Raw genomic sequence first — 16,148 nt, 5'->3', positions numbered from 1 at the left:
ACAACGGCGCACCGTCCTCCGACAGCGCAATCGGCGCACGACCTGCACGCTCAGGCCGTGGCGAGGTCCTCGGCGTCGACGATGGTGTAGGCGTAGCCCTGCTCGGCGAGGAACCGCTGCCGGTGGGCGGCGAAGTCCTGGTCGACGGTGTCCCGGGCCACGACGGCGTAGAAGTGCGCCGACTTCCCGTCGGACTTGGGCCGCATGAGACGGCCGAGCCGTTGCGCCTCCTCCTGGCGTGAGCCGAACGACCCGGACACCTGCACGGCCACGGAGGCCTCGGGCAGGTCGATGGAGAAGTTCGCCACCTTGGACACGACGAGCACCTGGACCTCGCCCGCGCGGAAGGCGTCGAAGAGCCGCTGGCGCTCGGTGACGGTGGTCTGACCCGTGATGAGCGGGGCGCCCAGGGACTCGGCGAGCTCCTCGAGCTGGTCGATGTACTGGCCGATGACGAGGGTCTGCTCGCCGGGGTGCTTGGCGAGGATCTCGCGGACCACCCGCGTCTTCCCCGCCGCGGAGGCGGCGAGGCGGTACCGCTCCTCGGGCTCCGCGGTGGCGTAGACCATCCGGTCCGACTCGGGCAGGGTCAGGCGGACCTCGACGCAGCTCGCGGGCGCGATGTAGCCCTGGGCCTCGATGTCCTTCCAGGGCGCGTCGTAGCGCTTGGGCCCGATGAGGGAGAAGACCTCGTCCTCCCGGCCGTCCTCCCGGACCAGGGTGGCGGTGAGGCCGAGCCGGCGGCGGGCCTGCAGGTCCGCCGTCATGCGGAAGATGGGCGCGGGCAGGAGGTGGACCTCGTCGTAGAGGATCAGACCCCAGTCGTGGGCGTCGAGGAGCTCGAGGTGGGTGTAGACGCCCTTCCGCTTCGTGGTGAGCACCTGGTAGGTCGCGATCGTCACCGGCCGGACCTCCTTGCGCGAGCCGGAGTACTCGCCGATCTCGTCCTCGCTCAGCGACGTGCGGCGGACGAGCTCCTCGCGCCACTGGCGGGCCGAGACGGTGTTGGTGACGAGGATGAGGGTCGTCGTGGAGGACCGCGCCATCGCGCCGGCACCCACGAGGGTCTTGCCCGCACCGCAGGGCAGGACGACGACGCCGGAGCCGCCGTGCCAGAAGGTCTCCACCGCCTCCTCCTGGTACGGGCGCAGGTGCCAGCCCTCCTGCTCCAGGGCGATGGGGTGCGCCTCGCCGTCGACGTACCCGGCGAGGTCCTCGGCGGGCCAGCCGAGCTTGAGCAGCACCTGCTTGAGGTGGCCGCGCTCGGAGGCGTGGACGACGACGTCCTCGGCGTCCAGCCGCTCGCCCACCAGGCCCTTGACCCGCTTGGAGCGCAGCACCTCCTCGAGCACCGGCACGTCGAGGGCGTGCAGGACCAGCCCGTGGGTGGGGTGCTTGAGCAGCTGGAGGCGGCCGTAGCGGTCCATCGTCTCGGCGACGTCGACGAGGAGCGCGTGCGGCACCGAGTACCGGGAGAACTCGATGAGGGCGGAGACGACCTGCTCGGCGTCGTGCCCGGCGGCCCGGGCGTTCCACAGGCCGAGCGGGGTGAGCCGGTAGGTGTGGACGTGCTCGGGTGCGCGCTCGAGCTCCGCGAACGGGGCGATGGCCCGCCGGGCCTCGCCGGCGCGCGGGTGGTCCACCTCGAGGAGGAGTGACTTGTCGGACTGGACGATCAGGGGGCCGTCGGGCATCCGACCATTGTCACCCGGGCGCGGGGTGCTGGTCGCGCCGGGGGGTCGTGCGCCTGGTCACGGGGGTCAGTCCTTGGCGCGCACCTCGAGGCGGTCGCCGACCGTCCGGACCTCGTAGGCGATCTGGGGCACGGAGGCCGGGCCCCGGGCGACCGAGCCGTCGTCCAGCCGGAACGTGCTGCCGTGCCACGGGCAGACGACGCAGCCCTCCGCCGTGATGTCGCCCTCGTCCAGGGGGCCGCCGAGGTGGCTGCACACGGCGCCGAGAGCGTAGAGCCGTCCGCCCTGCCGGGTGATCATCACGGGCTGCCCGGAGACGTCGATCCGGAGCGTCCCGGAGTCGAGGTCCGACACCGGCGCGACGTCCGTCCACTTCCGGGGCTTCGGCGTGCGGTCGGCGTTGCGGCTGACGGCCACGCCCTGGGAGTAGACCAGGTGCCCGCCGAGGTACCCGCCCGCGGCGAGGCCACCCGCGCCGAGAAGTGCCAGAAGGGCGCCGCGGCGGTGGTGGCCGCTCCGACGTGCGAGCCAGGACGCGGCGTAGAGGCTCGTGGCGACGACGTTGTAGCTCGCGTGGACGAGCCCGACGCGCTTGGGGCGCTTCGACGAGCCGAGCTCGGACCAGTCCGCGAGGCCGGAGGCCGCCGTCGGGAGGACCGAGAGCACCGCCGCGCCCACCAGGCGCTGCGCCGCCGGCCGGTAGCGCTCACCGCCGGTGAGATCCAGCATCGACGCACCGGTGCTGAGCCCGATGGGGAGGGCGACGAGCAGGGGGTGCAGCGCGTGTCCCAGCGGTCGGCCGTGGAGGGCGTCCTTGACGGGCCCCGGTGGCAGGATCCCGTTCACGACCTTGGTCACCGTCTCGACCACGGGGTCGATCGCCGAGGCCTGCTCGAGCTTGTGGACCGCCTTCGTGAGGAACATCGCTGCCTCCACCTCCGCCGTTGCCAGGGTGCCCGCGAGCGTAGCGACGATCCGACACGCTCGCCCCTTGTACGGCTACCGCCCGCCCACGGATTCCGGAGGTGCTCGAGCGGCCGGGCCCGGGGACCGGAGGACCCCGAGCCCGGCGGGTCTCGGCAGAGCCTGGGCCTCAGGCGTGGCCGATCTTCTTCCCGTCCGCCCGCCAGACCGTCACGACGGACGGCCGCGGCAGGGAGTCCCCACCGTCCGGCCAGTTCGAGACCCGGTTCTCGAACGAGGCGCCGTCGGCCTCGCCCGGGTGCTGGACGGCGACCATGACCCGCTCGTCGGTGACGATCGGTCCGCACGTCTCGGCCCCGAGGGGCACCGTGAGGAAGGTGCGGACCTCGCCCCGGCGGGTGCCGTCGACGGCGACACCGTGCAGCGCGTCGTTGACCCCGATGCTGCTCCCCGCACCGTCGGTGGAGACCCACAGGTTGCCGTACTTGTCGAAGGCGAGGTTGTCCGGGCAGGAGATCGGCGAGACCTCGCTCTTGTCGTAGCCGCCGAAGTACGTGCTCGGGTCCTCCGGGTCGCCGCAGACGAGCAGGAGCCGCCACACGAACGCCGCGCCCGTCGCGTCGCCGTTCACGTGCGCCAGCTCGAGCACCTGGCCGAACTTGTTGAACGCCCGCGGGTTGGGCTCGTCCACCTGCGCGAAGGTGCGGGCGGTGTTGTTCGTGAGCGCCGCGTACATCACGCCGGTCTTCGGGCTGACGTCCACGTCCTCGGGGCGGTCCATCTTGGTGGCGCCGGCCAGGTCCGCGGCCTCCCGGGCGTAGACGAGCGCCTCGACACCGGTCATGCCGGGCACGTGGGAGGTGGCCACGCCGTCGGAGCTGGTGACGAGCGGGCGCCACTCGCCGGTCCCGTCGAACTCGCCGTCCGTGGGCAGCGTGCCGGTCCCGTCGATCTCGCCCGGGGAGTCGCCCTCGAACCGCGCGACGTACAGGGTGCCGTTGTCCAGGAGCGTGCCGTTGTGCGCGTCGTCCCCGGCCCGGTAGGCGTCCCGGGAGACGAACTTGTAGATGTACTCGAACCGGGCGTCGTCGCCCATGTAGGCCACCACCCGGTTGCCGCGGTCGAGGGCGACGTTGGCCCCCTCGTGCTTGAACCGGCCCATGGCGGTGCGCTTGCGCGGGGTCGACGTCGCGTCGTACGGGTCGATCTCGACGATCCACCCGAAGCGGTTGGGCTCGTGCGGCTCCTTCGCGAGGTCGAACCGGTCGTCGTACCACTCCCACTTCCGCTCGGAGGCCCCCGCGGGGACGCCGAACCGGGCCAGGCTCGCCGCGGCCATGGGCTCGGTGACGGCGGAGCGGTTGGCGAAGTACTGGTCGAAGTTCTCCTCGCCGCTGAGCCACGTGCCCCACGGCGTCAGCCCGCCGGCGCAGTTGTTGAGCGTGCCGTGAACCGTCGTCCCCGCGGGGTCCGCGCCGGTGCGGACCAGCTCCGTGCCCGCCACGGGCCCGCTCAGCTCGAACGCCGAGGAGGTCCCGTCCTCACCGGTGAGGGTCGGCGAGGTCACGAACCGCCGGTTCAGGGGGTGGCCGACGACGACGTCCAGCGCGCCCGACCGCTTGCCCTGGTGCTTCCCGGTGACGGCGACGACGCTCAGCCCGTGGGCCGCCCAGCCCACCTTGACCTGCTCGAGGGTGGGGCTGGCGGGGTCGTAGCCGGGGAGCATCATCTCCTCGGTCGTGTACTCGTGGTTGACGCACAGCAGGTGGTCGTCGCCGCCAAGGGGCAGCAGCCCGAGGAAGTCGTTGTTGTAGCCGAACTGGCGCGCCTGCGCGGCCCCGGTCTGGTTCATCGGGTCGAAGGCCGGGGCGTCGGGGAACAGCGGGTCGCCCCACCGGACGACGACCTGCTGGAGGTACCCACCCGGTGTGTGCACGGCGTCGGCCGTGTTCGGCTCGACCGGGGTGTACCGCAGGCCCGGCGCGGGCGGTGCGCCCGCCCGCCCGGGTGCCGCGACGGCGCTCTGACGGTCGAGCGCGGGCGCGGCGAGGCCGGCCAGGGCGACGACGGCGCCGGCGCGCAGGACGCTGCGCCGCGACAGGGCGCGCGTGACGACGTCCCCGAAGTACGCGTTGTCCGAGGGGTTCGTCGGCTCGTGCAGGCAGGCGTTGCCGCAGCGGTAGCGGCAGGTCAGCGCGGAACGGCCCCCGGTGTGGGCGGAGAGCAGCGGCAGGAGCCGGCGGGTGGGGATGGTCTCGGTCATCACGTCCTCCATCTACTCGGGTGCGCGACGGTGCGCACGGTCCGAGGGAGTGGCGACGGTGCCGGTCTGTCCGGGTTCGTCCGATACCCGGCCCTCGGACGACCGATCCTCACCAGGGGGCGTCGGGGGTGTCAAGGATTCGTCCCCGGCCTGCGGCTCCGCCGGGGTGCGCCGCGTCCTGGCCCGCCGCGGGCCTGTCGGCCCGGCCGAGGACCCCGCGGAGCCGGTCGGCGTACTGCCGGGCCTCGTCGTCGTCGTAGCGGCTCCGCGGCCAGAAGAAGCCGCGCAGACCGTCGCCCTTGGTGCGCGGGACGACGTGGGCGTGCAGGTGCGCCACACTCTGGCTCACGACGTTGTTCATCGCCACGAAGGACCCCTGGGCGCCGAGCGCCGAGGTCATCGCGGCGGCCACGGCCCGGGTGGCGCCGAGGAACGGGGCGAGGAGCTCGTCGGGCAGGTCGGGCAGCGTCACGACGTGGCGGCGCGGCACCACCAGGGTGTGGCCCTTGAAGACCGGCCGGGTGTCGAGGAAGCCCACGACGTCGTCGGTCTCGAGCACCACGTGGGCCGGCTCGGTCCCGGCGGCGATGCGGCAGAAGAGGCAGTCCACGGTGCCTACGCGAGGGAGGAGGCGTCGTCGGGCACGTCGACGGCGAACTGTCGCAGGATCTCCAGCGGCACCACCTCGAGGGCGCGCTCGTGCGTGGCGGCCAGCACGACGGGGGCGGCGACGCCCGCCTCGTACGACTGCCACCAGCGCAGCGCGACGACGCACCAGCGGTCCCCGGGCCGCAGCCCCGGGAACATCCACTCCGGGCGGGCGGTGACCAGGTCGTTGCCGACCTCCTGCTGGTGACGCAGGAACTCCTCGGTCATCACCGTGCAGATGCTGTGGTTGCCCAGGTCCTCCGGCGTGGCCATGCACCCGCCCGTGCGGTAGTAGCCCGTGACGGGGTCGCTCCCGCACTCGGCCAGCTCCCCGCCCAGGACGTTGCGATCGGCCATGGCCAGATCATGGCAGCGATCGCCCGTCCTGCCCACGGCCCGCGTGTGGGAACCTGGCCGTGTCGAGAGGGGAGCGGGCATGACGCTGAAGGTCGCACGCCGGGCGGCGGTGCCGCCGTTCGAGGTCATGAACATCCTCGACCGGGTGGCCGAGCTGCGGGCCGCGGGCCGGGACGTCATCTCCCTGTGCGCGGGGGAGCCGTCAGGCGGGGCCCCCGCCGACGTCGAGCAGCTCGCCGCGCGCGCCCACACGGCCCGGTCAGACATGGGCTACACCAGCTCGCTGGGCTTGCGGAGCCTGCGCCGGGAGGTGGCCGGGCACTACCGGCGCTGGTACGGCCTCGACGTCGCCCCCGAGGAGGTCGCGATCACGACCGGCTCCTCCGGCGCCTTCGTCCTGGCGTTCCTCGCCGCCTTCGACGCCGGTGACCGGGTCGCCCTCGCCCGCCCGGGCTACCCCGCCTACCGCAACATCCTCCACGCGCTGGGGTGCGAGGTCGTCGAGATCGACTGCGGCCCCGACGTCGGCTTCCAGCCCACCCCGGAGGTCCTCGACGACGTCGTCGCGCGCACCGGCGCCGTCGACGGGCTGGTGGTCGCCTCCCCGGCGAACCCCACGGGCACGATGATCGGCCGCGACCAGCTCCAGGCCCTGACGTCGTGGGCCGGCGCCCACGGGGTCCGGCTGGTCAGCGACGAGATCTACCACGGCATCACCTACCCGCCCGCAGGGGCGCCCGACCCGCGGGGGGTCAGCGCCTGGGAGCTCGACCGGACCGGCATCGTCATCTCCTCCTTCAGCAAGTACTGGGGGATGACGGGGTGGCGGCTCGGCTGGGCGCTCATGCCCGCCGACCTCGCTCCCGCCTTCGACGCCCTCGCCGGCAACGTCGCGCTCTGCCCGCCCGCCCCGGCGCAGGTGGCCGGCCTCGGCGCCTTCACCGACGACGCCTACGCCGAGGCCGACGCACGTGTCGCCGGGTTCGCCGGCACCCGCGCGGTCCTCCTCGGCGAGCTCGACCGGCTCGGCTGGGGACCGGTGGCCCCGGCCGACGGTGCGTTCTACCTCTACGCGGACCTCGGGCACAACCTCGACGGCTTCGAGGGATCCCCACACTGGTGCGCCGAGCTGCTCGAGCGTGAGGGGGTCGCGGTGGTCCCCGGGACGGACTTCGACGCCGTGCACGGCTCGCGCTTCGTCCGGCTCTCCTTCGCGGCCGGGCGGCAGAACGTGGCCGAGGCGGTCGAGCGGATCGTCCGGTTCCAGGCGCGCTGACGCGCCTCAGCGGGCCACGGGCGCGACGGCGGAGATGCGGTGCACCGCCACCGTCAGCTCGGTGTCCCGCTCGAGGTCCGTGGCCCGGACCCGGCCGCCGTCGACGCTCACGGGCTGCACACGGCGCCGCTCCGGCTTCCCCAGCGCGCCGACGACGACCATCTCCACCGGTGTGCCGGCCCGCGCCGCCTCGCGCAGCACGGCGAGGGCGTGCACCGGGTCGGTGGCCGGCGGGGCGTCGCCGGCGTGCCGGGCGGCGTCGCGGCGAGCCTGCTCCTCGCCCGCCCGCATGCGCGCCACGACCGGTCCGAGCTCGGTCGGCGGGGTGCGGCGCAGGTAGGTCGTGGGTGCCGCGCCGGGATAGGTCGGCAGCCCGGCGGTGCGCCGGGACCCGCGCCCGCTCCGCCCACCGCGCCGGGGCGCACCACCCGGGATCCCGCCGGGGCCGAGGTCGAGGACGACGGCACCGTCGCTGCCCTCGAGGACGGGGGCGAGCCCGGCCTCGCGCAGGACGTCGAGGACGTCCCCGGGGTGGACGGGGGAGACGAGCACCGTCGGGGCGATCGTGCGCAGACGCAGCGCACGTAGCGTGGGGTCACCGAGGAGGCCGGCCACCGCCCCGGCGTCGTCGACACGCAGGTACGCCCCGGCAGCCCCGACGCGGACCTGCCCGTGGCGGCGGGCGGTGTCGCGCACGAGGTACTCCAGGGGCTGGGGCAGCGGCGTGCGGGAGTAGCCGGCGAGCCCGGCGAGGAGCTCGTCGGCGCCGTAACCGGTGTCGAGGGCGTGGCGGAGCGACTCCGCCGTGAACCGCACCGTCAGGGCCGAGCCGCGCGACTCCACCGAGGCGCACAGCCCCAGGAGGTCGGCCAGCTCGGGCACGGGCCGGCCCGGGACGACGGCGGTGAGGTCACCCTGGACGAGGAGCTCGCCGACGGCCTCGGGCAGCGCCTCCTCCAGGGCGGCGGCGACGTCGTCGGCCGGGGCGCCGTCGAGGAGAGCCCGCCCGGCAGCGGTCAGCGCACCGGCGCCCGTGAGGCCGATCCGCTCCGCCTCGGCGAGCACGGCCGCGACCGTCGGCTCCGGGGCGGTGGCGCGCGGCCGCTCCCACGCGAGGAGCGCCCGGACCTGGGCGGCCGTCGGGGCGGTGCCCGGGGGGAGCGAGGCGAGTGCCGCGAGGACCCGGGTGCGCAGCCCCGCCGCCCAGCCCCGCTCGAGCGTGGGCTCCAGCGCCGCCCGCAGCGTCCCCTGCTCCGAGCGGGTGCCCACCAGCCACGGCGTGCGGGCCGAGTCCAACCAGGCCGCGGCCAGGGCCGCCCAGCGCTCGGAGACCGTGTCCTCGAGGAAGTCCGCGGCCGTGCGTGCGGGCGCCCACGCCACCTGCTCGTCACCGTCCTGGGTGAGCAGGCCGGCCATCCCCGCCAGCTCGGCGAGCAGGGCGACGTCGCCCTCGCCGACCTCGAGGGCCGCAGCGGTGCGCCGCACCTCACGCACACCCACCCCGCCCGTCCGCAGCACGGTGGCGGGGCTGTGCTGCCAGGCCTGGAGCAGCGCGACGACGAGCCGGACCACCTCCTCGGCGGCCCGGGCGCCCTCGGCCGCGACGACCGTGGGCGGGACGCGCCGGGCGTCGCCGAGGTCCGGCGCGGCCGGCGGGACCGCGTGGGTGAGGCCGCCGCGGGCGGCGAGGGCGACCTCGCGGGGGAGGACCACCTGGGTGGGCGAGAGCGCACGAAGGACGCCGCGCGCGACCAGCCATGCGGCGCCCTCCGGCAGCGTGGCGGCGGTGCCGACCGGCGGTCCCCAGGTCATCGCCTCGAGGGTGCGCACGGCGCTCTCCGGCGCACCCGTCATGGCGGTCCGCAGGGCGGCCCGCGTCGTCGGTGCCTCCGCGGGGCCCAGCAGGGCGTCGAGCTCGCCCAGGGTGGGGCCCAGGCCCGCCGGGTGGGGTCCGAGCGCCTCGGCGAGCGCGGCGACCGGGAGGTCCTTGACCAGCAGGCCGAGCTCGTGGAGCCGGGCGTGGGCGGCCTGCGCGGGCAGGCCGGTCGCGCGGGTCAGCGCCGCGGTGGTGGGCCGTCGCACCGGGGCGAGGGCGACGGCGGCCTCGGCGACGGCGAGCTCGGTGGCGTCCAGCAGCGCCAGGGCCCGCTCGACGCTTGGACGCGAGGAGGCGCGGGCGGCCATCGCCGTGAGCGACGGCGGCACCGGGCCGGCCAGGTCCGGACGGACCGCGAGGAGGTCGGCGATCTCGGCGTCGGTGCGGGCGGCGAGCGCCGTCGCGAGCTGCTCCGTGGTGGCGCTGCGCCGCCCGGGCGTGCGGGGATCGGCGTCGCCGCTGGTCCTGGACATCCGTCCCACCTTACGACCGGTCCGCTACGGTGCTGCGTCCATGGGCCCCCGCAGGATCGGACACATCGACATCGCGAGCGCCAGCCCCGCGGCATCGGCCTCCTTCTACGGCGCCCTGCTCGGGTGGCGGACCGACGTGCACGAGGAGGAGGGGTACACCTCCTTCCACGACGGGGCCCTCAGCGGCGGGTTCCCCGACCTCCGGCGAGGCTTCGCCCCGGTGCGGGAGGTGCTCGAGCCCGGCGACGTCCTGCCCTACGTCGAGGTCGACGACCTCGGCGCCACCCTGGAGCGGGTCGAGGACCTGGGCGGCGAGACCGTCCTCGAGCCGACCCAGGCCGCCCCCGGGGTGTGGCTGGCGATCATCCGGGATCCCGGCGGGACCAAGCTCGCCCTCTCGCACTGCGAGTGAGGGCGCTGCGGCTCAGGCCGGCGTGAGCCCCAGGAAGCGGCGCACCTGCTCGGTCGGGATCTCCGCCTGCGGCCCGCCGGGGTTGATGCGCAGGACGTCGAGCCCGTCCGAGACCACCTGCTCCAGCACCCGGCGGACCTCCGTCCGACGGAAGGGCAGGGAGCGGTCGTACGCGGCGACCTCGACCGCCGAGCTGTACGCGAGGAGCGTGCCGGTGCCGGTGCCGGTGCCGGTGCCGGTGCCGGTGCCGGGGCCCGCGGCAGTCCGGTCGCCGAGGAAGAGGAACCCGCCCTCGGTGCGCAGCGCGTCGAAGAGCACCTGCATCGACGGCGGACGATCGTGGTGCGGGCCGAGCGGGACGCCGGTCGGGCCGCAGCCCATGAGTGCGTTCTTCACCGCCGCGTTGTGCCCCGGCCGCAGCGCGAGCTCGACCTGGTCGCGGTGGATGCCTAGCGGCGGGCCGGCGGGGTTGATGTAGAGCCAGGCGGCGTCGCCGTCGGCCACGAAGAACTCCAGCACGCCGTGGGCCGGCTGGACGAGGGACCGGGCGGCGCCGTCGTCGTCGCGGCGGAACGCCACCAGCTCGGAGTGGTGGGTGAACGCGGGCAGGGCCTTCTCGCCGTCGGGCGCCGTCACGAAGTTCACGACCACCCTGGTGGGCTTGCCGTCCGGGCCCAGCACGGTGCCCGTGCAGTCGAGGAGGAGCTGCCCGCCCAGCGCCTGCCGCAGGACGTCGAGGCCGCGGTCGGCGCCGGGGGCCGCGGAGTAGCGCTCGAGCGCCCGCCGCACCGGCAGGTTGTCCGCCACCGCGCCGCGCGGCCGGGTCGGCGTCCAGATCTCGTCGAGCTCCGCGGCGGCCACGACCTCCGCGGGCGGTCCCGGTACCGAGCGGTAGTAGAGCGCGAGCTCGCCCTCCTCGTCGGCCAGCTGCCAGGGCTCGAGGTCGGTCGTCACGTGCGCGACCGCGCCCCGGCCCTCCTGGACCACCACGCCCAGCGTGTGTGCGCCGTCCGCCCCGCTCGTACCGCGCACGACCATCCAGGTGCCGTGCCCGTCGACGAACTCCAGGGGCAGGCCGAGGCCGTCGAGGATCTCGAGCACCGAGGCGCCGCCGGGGAACGTCCGACGGTGCTGCTGCGGGCGGCGGCCGTCCTCGTACGGGATGCCGTCGCGGTCGACGAGCACCGTCAGCCGCTCGGGCGGCGCGGCGAGGCGGGGCACGTGGCGGTGGCCCGAGCGGGTGTCCGTCACCGCCCGCGGCGCGGGAGCGCCGGGACCGTCGGCCCCGCCCAGGGAGCCGGCGTCGACCACCGGCCACCGCCCGGGGGTCGACTCGTCCGCCGGGATGTAGGGCAGGTGCAGCCCGGCCTCGGCGACCCGGCGCACCACCCACTCCGGCGTCGCCTCCCGGGTGCGGGGGTAGGTCGTGTAGTCCTCGAGGAGGTCCTCGGCGGAGAGGTCGGCGCCCTCGCCCTCCTCCCAGTGCGGCGGCTCGTCGTCGTAGTCCGCGACGCCGTCCACCGCCACCGTGGGCGCGGGCCAGTGACGGGCGTGGAGGTGGATGAGGAAGGTGTGCCAGGTTCCCGACGGGTGGGCGTAGAGCAGGTCCCGCAGCTCGTGGACGTCCGAGTACGCCTGCGAGCCGGGCGCCAGCTCGCCGGTGCGGACGACCGAGCCTTGGCCCCGGACCTCCTCGATGCGCACGTGGACGGCCTCACCGACCGGCTTGAGGAGGAGCCGGATCTCGTCCCAGCCCGGCGCCGAGGCGCGGTGGACCCACATCCCCAGGTCCTTCATGAGGGCGGCCTGGCGGGTGAGCGGTGTCTCGGCCATCGAGATCCTCCGGGCGACGCGGTCACCTCCAGCCTCGCGCACCGTCCGCCGCCGCGCTACCGCCCCGCCGGAGCTGCTCGCCTCGGCCCGCCCGGACATGCTCGCCTCGGGCCTGTCGGACTCGCTCGCCTCGGGCCTGTCGGACTCGCTCGCCTCGGGCCTGTCGGACTCGCTCGCCTCGGGCCTGCCGGACTCGCTCGCCTCGGGCCTGCCGGACTCGCTCGCCTCGGGCCTGTCAGACTCGCTCGCCTCGGGCCTGCCGGACTCGCTCGCCGGCACGGCACGGTGGCGCGCGAAGGCGGCGGCGAGGTGCTCGGCGCCCCGCTACCCTGGACCGGTGGCGCCGGCGACCGCCGGCGCTTTCGTTCGTGACGACAGAAGAGGTAAGAACCGTGCCTACCGGCAAGGTCAAGTGGTACGACGTCGACAAGGGGTTCGGTTTCATCGCGTCCGACGACGGCGGTGAGGTCTTCCTCCACGCCTCGGCGCTCCCGTCGGGGATCACCCCCAAGCCCGGCACGAAGGTCGACTTCGGTATCGCCGACGGCCGTCGTGGTCCCCAGGCGCTGTCCGTCACGGTCGTCGAGGCCCCGCCGTCGGTGGCCAAGGCGCACCGGATGCCCGCCGAGGACATGGTCCCGATCGTCGAGGACCTCATCAAGACCCTCGACCGCACCTCCAACAGCCTCCACCGTGGTCACTACCCGGAGAACGGGCAGAAGCTGGCGCAGCTCCTGCGCGCCGTCGCTGACCAGTTCGACGCCTGACCCGCCCGAGAAACCGACCGATAGAATCGACACCGTGCCAGCAGCCACCGCGTCCCCCCGCACCCCCGTCCGCGCCGCCAAGGAGGCGGTGCTCGTGGGTGCGGTCGACGTCGCCCGGGTGGCGGCCGAGGAGATGGCGCTGCCCGGCCAGGTCGGGGAGCACCGCGGTGCGGTCGTCGAGGACGAGCGGCTGGTCACCCACCGCTTCGAGTCCCTCGTCCCGGGCTACCGGGGGTGGCACTGGGCGGTGACGGTCGCGCGGCCGCCGCGCGGACGCGTCGCCACGGTGTGCGAGGTCGAGCTCCTGCCCGGCGACGGCGCCCTGCTGGCGCCGGAGTGGCTGCCGTGGTCCGAGCGCCTCCGCCCGGGCGACGTGGGCCCCGGGGACGTCCTGCCCTACGACGCCGACGACGAGCGCCTCGAGCAGGGGTACGAGGCGACCGGCGAGGACGCCGACGAGCTCGCCATCTACGAGCTGGGGCTCGGCCGGGCCCGCGTGCTCTCCCGCGAGGGCCGTGCCCAGGCGATGACCCGGTGGTACGAGGGCGACCACGGCCCGCACGCACCGGTCGCCAAGGCCGCGACCGCGCAGTGCTCCACCTGCGGCTTCTTCATGAAGATGGCGGGCTCGCCCCGCACCGTGTTCGGTGTGTGCGGCAACGAGTGGGCGCCCGACGACGGCCGGGTCGTCTCGGTCGACCACGGCTGCGGTGCGCACTCGGAGACCCACGCGCCCGAGGCGCAGCCCCTGTGGCAGCCGTCGCGCCCCGTCCGGGACGAGATGGACCTCGAGGTCGTCGCCACCGCGAACGTGGGGGCCGTCATCGGGGCCGCTCTGGAGGCCTCCGCCTCGACCGAGGACGTCGCGGACGACGCCGCCCCCACCGAGGACGTCGCGGGCCAGGAGTGACCGCCGGCGCCCCGGCCGGGGTGGCGGTCCCCGTCCTGGCGGGCCGGAGAAGGCCGTGACCGAGGTCCTCCTCCCGGCAGCGATCGGCCTGGCCGTCGGCGTCGTCGTCGGCGCGCTCGGCGGCGGCGGCGGGATCCTCACCGTCCCGATCCTCGTCTACCTCCTCGGGACGGCTCCCTACGGGGCTGCGACCGCGTCGATGGTCATCGTGGGCGCGACCTCCGCCGTCGCCCTCGTCTCGCACGCGCGCGCCGGCAACGTCCGCTGGGGTCCGGGCCTGACCTTCGGCCTGCTCGGCGCGGTGTGGGCATTCCTCGGCTCGCGGCTCTCCGCCGGGGCCGACCCCGCCGTCCTCATGACGGCGTTCTCGATGCTGCTCACGCTCGTCGCGGTGCTCATGCTGCGCAAGGCGCTCGCGCGGTCGGGCGAGGACGCGACGCCGGCCGGACCGGCAGCCCTGGACGCCGAGCCGGAGGCGAGCAGCGACGACGCCGACCTGGCGCCCGGTCCGGACGTCGCCCGGCACGCCGAGCTGCTCGACCCGCGGCGTCGCACCCGGCTGCGGCGGGCGGGTCTCGTCGTCGCGGCCGCGAGCCTGGTGGGCCTGCTGACCGGCTTCTTCGGCGTCGGCGGCGGGTTCGCGGTCGTGCCGGCCCTCGTCCTCGCGCTCGGTCTGCCCATGCGCCACGCCGTCGGCACCTCGCTGCTGGTCATCGTCGTCAACTCGCTCACCGGTCTGGCCGGTCGGACCGAGAGCCTGCCGACGGTGGACTGGGCAACCGTCGTCGCGTTCGCCGCGGCGTCGATGGCGGGCGGCTTCGCCGGGTCGAGGCTCTCCGCGCGCACCCCGCCGCACCGCCTGACGACCGCCTTCGCGGTGCTGCTCGCCGTCGTCGCGGTCGCGACCGCGACCCAGGCCGTGCCGGACCTCCTGCGATGAGCGCCGCTCGGTCCGCGTGCGGACCGGCCGGACCCAACCCGCGGAATGCCGGCGGCCGGCTCTCCGTTGCCCCGACGTGCGAGACGAAGGACCCCCGCGCGCGACGACCGCGTCCCTCGCGGCCGGCGCCCCGGACGAGAGCAACCCCATGACCGCCGGCACGGCCCGCCGGCCGATCGGTGTCCTCGTCGTCAGCAACATCCTCGGCGGCATCGGGGTCGCCTCCGGCATCGCGGTCGGCGCCATCCTCGCCCAGCAGGTCGGCGGGACCGCGGTCGCGGGGCTCGGGCAGGCGATGAGCGTCCTCGGTGCCGCCGTCGCGGCCGTCCCGCTCGCGACCGCCGCCGTGCGGCTGGGGCGGCGCTGGGCGCTGGCGGTCGGGTACACCCTGGCCATGCTCGGCGGCGTCGTCATCATCGGCGGGGCCGTCCTGGACTCCCTGCTCGTCCTGCTCGTGGGTCTCGGTCTCTTCGGGGTCGCCCAGGCGACCAACCTCCAGACCCGCTACGCCGCGTCGGACCTCGCCGACCCGGCCTCGCGCGGGCGGACGATGTCCGTGGTCATCTGGGCGACGACCGTCGGTTCGGTGGCCGGACCGAACCTCACCCCGGTGGGCGAGCGCCTCGGCACCTCGGCCGGGCTGCCCGGCCTCGCCGGCCCGTACCTGTTCTCCGTGGTGGCCTTCGCCCTCGCCGGGACGGTCCTGGCGCTGTTCTACCGGCCCGGTCGTGCCGGCCTGTCGGCGGTGGCGGAACCCGCCACGCCCGAGGTGGCCCCGGTCGCGGCGGTCCCCGGCCGGGCCGCCCGCCCCGCCCGGGCCGCCCGCCCCGCCTGGGGCGCCCGCCCGGTCAGTGCGGCGGCGTCCCTGCGCTGGGCCGGCCGCCACCCGGTCGCGCGGTTCGCCGTCGTCCTCATCGCCGTCGCCCACGCGACGATGGTCATGGTGATGGCCATGACCCCGCTGCACATGACCCACGGCGGCATGGGCCTCGAGCTCGTCGGGATCGTCATCAGCGCCCACGTGCTGGGGATGTACGCGCTGAGCCCCCTCTTCGGCTGGCTCGCCGACCGGGTCGGCGCCCTGCGCGTGGCCGTCCTGGGCATCACCGTGCTGGCCACCGCGGTCGCCCTCGGGCTCCTCGCCGCCGGCAGCGGCTCCTTCGCGGTGACGATGACCGCCCTGGTGCTGCTGGGGCTGGGCTGGTCCGCCAGCCTCATCGCCTCCTCCGCCATGCTGGCGGGGGTGGACTCCGGCGACGTCCGGGTGCCGCTCCAGGGCGCGACCGACGCCCTCATGAACTACGCCGGCGCCGGGGCCGCCGCGCTCGCCGGCCCGATCCTGGCCCTGGACGGCTTCCGCGGCGTCAACCTCGCCGCGGCCCTCCTGCTCGTCCCGGCCGTGCTGCTCGCGGTCGCGGCCGTGCGTCGCGGCGACGCAGGCGTCGACGACGCCCAGGTGCACGGCACGCACGGCTCGGACGGTGACCGTGGCGCGCCGGGCCCGGTCGACCGCCACCAGCCCGACCCGGGCAGCACGGACCTGGACCCCGCCGGACGCCGGTAGCCCGGCAGAGCGCGTCCGGCTGTCCCCCGGACAGGGGAGGGCCCAGACCCTTGTGGACCGCTGTCGGACGCTCCTACCATGGGCGTCACAGACAACGGGTCTCGCTGTCGCGCGCCGGAAGGAGGGTCGATGTCGTCCAGCACGGTCTCGAACGCCGACGTTCGTACGACGGGCGCCCACCTCCCCACCGGCTGCGCCGGTGCGCCACCCG

The 16,148-nt window shown here is 75.3% G+C and carries 13 protein-coding genes; 6 read left to right on the top strand and 7 right to left on the bottom strand.

The features are described 5' to 3' along the window. Positions 1 to 50: 50 nt before the first annotated feature. The 5 genes from AAEM63_RS16825 to AAEM63_RS16805 all read right to left on the bottom strand — a co-directional run bounded on the left by AAEM63_RS16825 (position 51) and on the right by AAEM63_RS16805 (position 5,886). Entirely contained in the window at positions 51 to 1,694 is a 1,644-nt protein-coding gene (locus AAEM63_RS16825; RefSeq protein ID WP_341359374.1) for a DNA repair helicase XPB, read from the bottom strand. Positions 1,695 to 1,760: 66 nt separating this feature from the next. Then, a complete protein-coding gene (locus AAEM63_RS16820; RefSeq protein ID WP_341359373.1) occupies positions 1,761 to 2,618 on the bottom strand; it encodes a Rieske (2Fe-2S) protein in 858 nt (285 codons plus the stop codon). 169 nt (positions 2,619 to 2,787) lie between these two features. Then, positions 2,788 to 4,881, bottom strand: coding sequence for a PhoX family phosphatase (locus tag AAEM63_RS16815; RefSeq protein WP_341359372.1), 2,094 nt, complete (start codon positions 4,879 to 4,881; stop codon positions 2,788 to 2,790). A 109-nt stretch (positions 4,882 to 4,990) separates the two neighbouring features. Further along, entirely contained in the window at positions 4,991 to 5,491 is a 501-nt protein-coding gene (locus AAEM63_RS16810; protein ID WP_341359371.1) for an HIT family protein, read from the bottom strand. 5 nt (positions 5,492 to 5,496) lie between these two features. After that, positions 5,497 to 5,886 (bottom strand): DUF2237 domain-containing protein, encoded by a 390-nt coding sequence (locus AAEM63_RS16805; RefSeq protein ID WP_341359370.1) that lies wholly within the window; start codon positions 5,884 to 5,886, stop codon positions 5,497 to 5,499. Positions 5,887 to 5,965: 79 nt separating this feature from the next. Between AAEM63_RS16805 and AAEM63_RS16800 the strand changes: the two genes are divergently transcribed. Further along, positions 5,966 to 7,162, top strand: coding sequence for an aminotransferase class I/II-fold pyridoxal phosphate-dependent enzyme (locus tag AAEM63_RS16800; protein WP_341359369.1), 1,197 nt, complete (start codon positions 5,966 to 5,968; stop codon positions 7,160 to 7,162). A 6-nt stretch (positions 7,163 to 7,168) separates the two neighbouring features. Here the strand turns inward: AAEM63_RS16800 and AAEM63_RS16795 are convergent, their stop codons facing one another. Further along, a complete protein-coding gene (locus AAEM63_RS16795) occupies positions 7,169 to 9,511 on the bottom strand; it encodes a helicase-associated domain-containing protein (RefSeq protein ID WP_341359368.1) in 2,343 nt (780 codons plus the stop codon). Positions 9,512 to 9,551: 40 nt separating this feature from the next. Between AAEM63_RS16795 and AAEM63_RS16790 the strand changes: the two genes are divergently transcribed. Next, complete coding sequence (locus AAEM63_RS16790) at positions 9,552 to 9,923, top strand: VOC family protein (RefSeq protein WP_341359367.1); 372 nt, start codon at positions 9,552 to 9,554, stop codon at positions 9,921 to 9,923. Positions 9,924 to 9,935: 12 nt separating this feature from the next. Here AAEM63_RS16790 and AAEM63_RS16785 read toward each other — a convergent pair whose 3' ends face one another. Beyond that, entirely contained in the window at positions 9,936 to 11,756 is a 1,821-nt protein-coding gene (locus AAEM63_RS16785; RefSeq protein ID WP_341359366.1) for an SseB family protein, read from the bottom strand. Positions 11,757 to 12,148: 392 nt separating this feature from the next. On the opposite strand from AAEM63_RS16785, the gene AAEM63_RS16780 reads away from it, so the two are divergent. The 4 genes from AAEM63_RS16780 (at position 12,149) to AAEM63_RS16765 (ending at position 15,937) form a co-directional block, all read left to right on the top strand. Next, a complete protein-coding gene (locus AAEM63_RS16780) occupies positions 12,149 to 12,523 on the top strand; it encodes a cold shock domain-containing protein (RefSeq protein ID WP_123914989.1) in 375 nt (124 codons plus the stop codon). A 34-nt stretch (positions 12,524 to 12,557) separates the two neighbouring features. After that, the gene (locus tag AAEM63_RS16775) at positions 12,558 to 13,433 is read left to right on the top strand and encodes a DUF3027 domain-containing protein (RefSeq protein WP_341359365.1); all 876 of its coding nucleotides are present in this window, start codon (positions 12,558 to 12,560) and stop codon (positions 13,431 to 13,433) included. A gap of 55 nt (positions 13,434 to 13,488) precedes the next feature. Further along, complete coding sequence (locus AAEM63_RS16770; RefSeq protein WP_341359364.1) at positions 13,489 to 14,373, top strand: sulfite exporter TauE/SafE family protein; 885 nt, start codon at positions 13,489 to 13,491, stop codon at positions 14,371 to 14,373. Between the two features lie 148 nt (positions 14,374 to 14,521). Further along, positions 14,522 to 15,937 (top strand): MFS transporter, encoded by a 1,416-nt coding sequence (locus tag AAEM63_RS16765; protein ID WP_341359363.1) that lies wholly within the window; start codon positions 14,522 to 14,524, stop codon positions 15,935 to 15,937. Positions 15,938 to 16,148: the final 211 nt, after the last annotated feature.

It is taken from the genome of Georgenia sp. M64 (assembly GCF_038049925.1).
Classification (GTDB): Bacteria; Actinomycetota; Actinomycetes; order Actinomycetales; family Actinomycetaceae; genus Georgenia.
Note: the sequence above shows the minus strand (reverse complement) of the source record. Positions and strands in the feature narration are given on the sequence as shown.

Coding starts and splice junctions, on each gene's coding strand:
- AAEM63_RS16825 (WP_341359374.1), bottom strand. CDS start 1,694: ATGCCCGACGGCCCCCTGATCGTCCAGTCCGACAAGTCACTCCTCCTC.
- AAEM63_RS16820 (WP_341359373.1), bottom strand. CDS start 2,618: ATGTTCCTCACGAAGGCGGTCCACAAGCTCGAGCAGGCCTCGGCGATC.
- AAEM63_RS16815 (WP_341359372.1), bottom strand. CDS start 4,881: ATGACCGAGACCATCCCCACCCGCCGGCTCCTGCCGCTGCTCTCCGCC.
- AAEM63_RS16805 (WP_341359370.1), bottom strand. CDS start 5,886: ATGGCCGATCGCAACGTCCTGGGCGGGGAGCTGGCCGAGTGCGGGAGC.
- AAEM63_RS16800 (WP_341359369.1), top strand. CDS start 5,966: ATGACGCTGAAGGTCGCACGCCGGGCGGCGGTGCCGCCGTTCGAGGTC.
- AAEM63_RS16795 (WP_341359368.1), bottom strand. CDS start 9,511: ATGTCCAGGACCAGCGGCGACGCCGATCCCCGCACGCCCGGGCGGCGC.
- AAEM63_RS16790 (WP_341359367.1), top strand. CDS start 9,552: ATGGGCCCCCGCAGGATCGGACACATCGACATCGCGAGCGCCAGCCCC.
- AAEM63_RS16785 (WP_341359366.1), bottom strand. CDS start 11,756: ATGGCCGAGACACCGCTCACCCGCCAGGCCGCCCTCATGAAGGACCTG.
- AAEM63_RS16765 (WP_341359363.1), top strand. CDS start 14,522: ATGACCGCCGGCACGGCCCGCCGGCCGATCGGTGTCCTCGTCGTCAGC.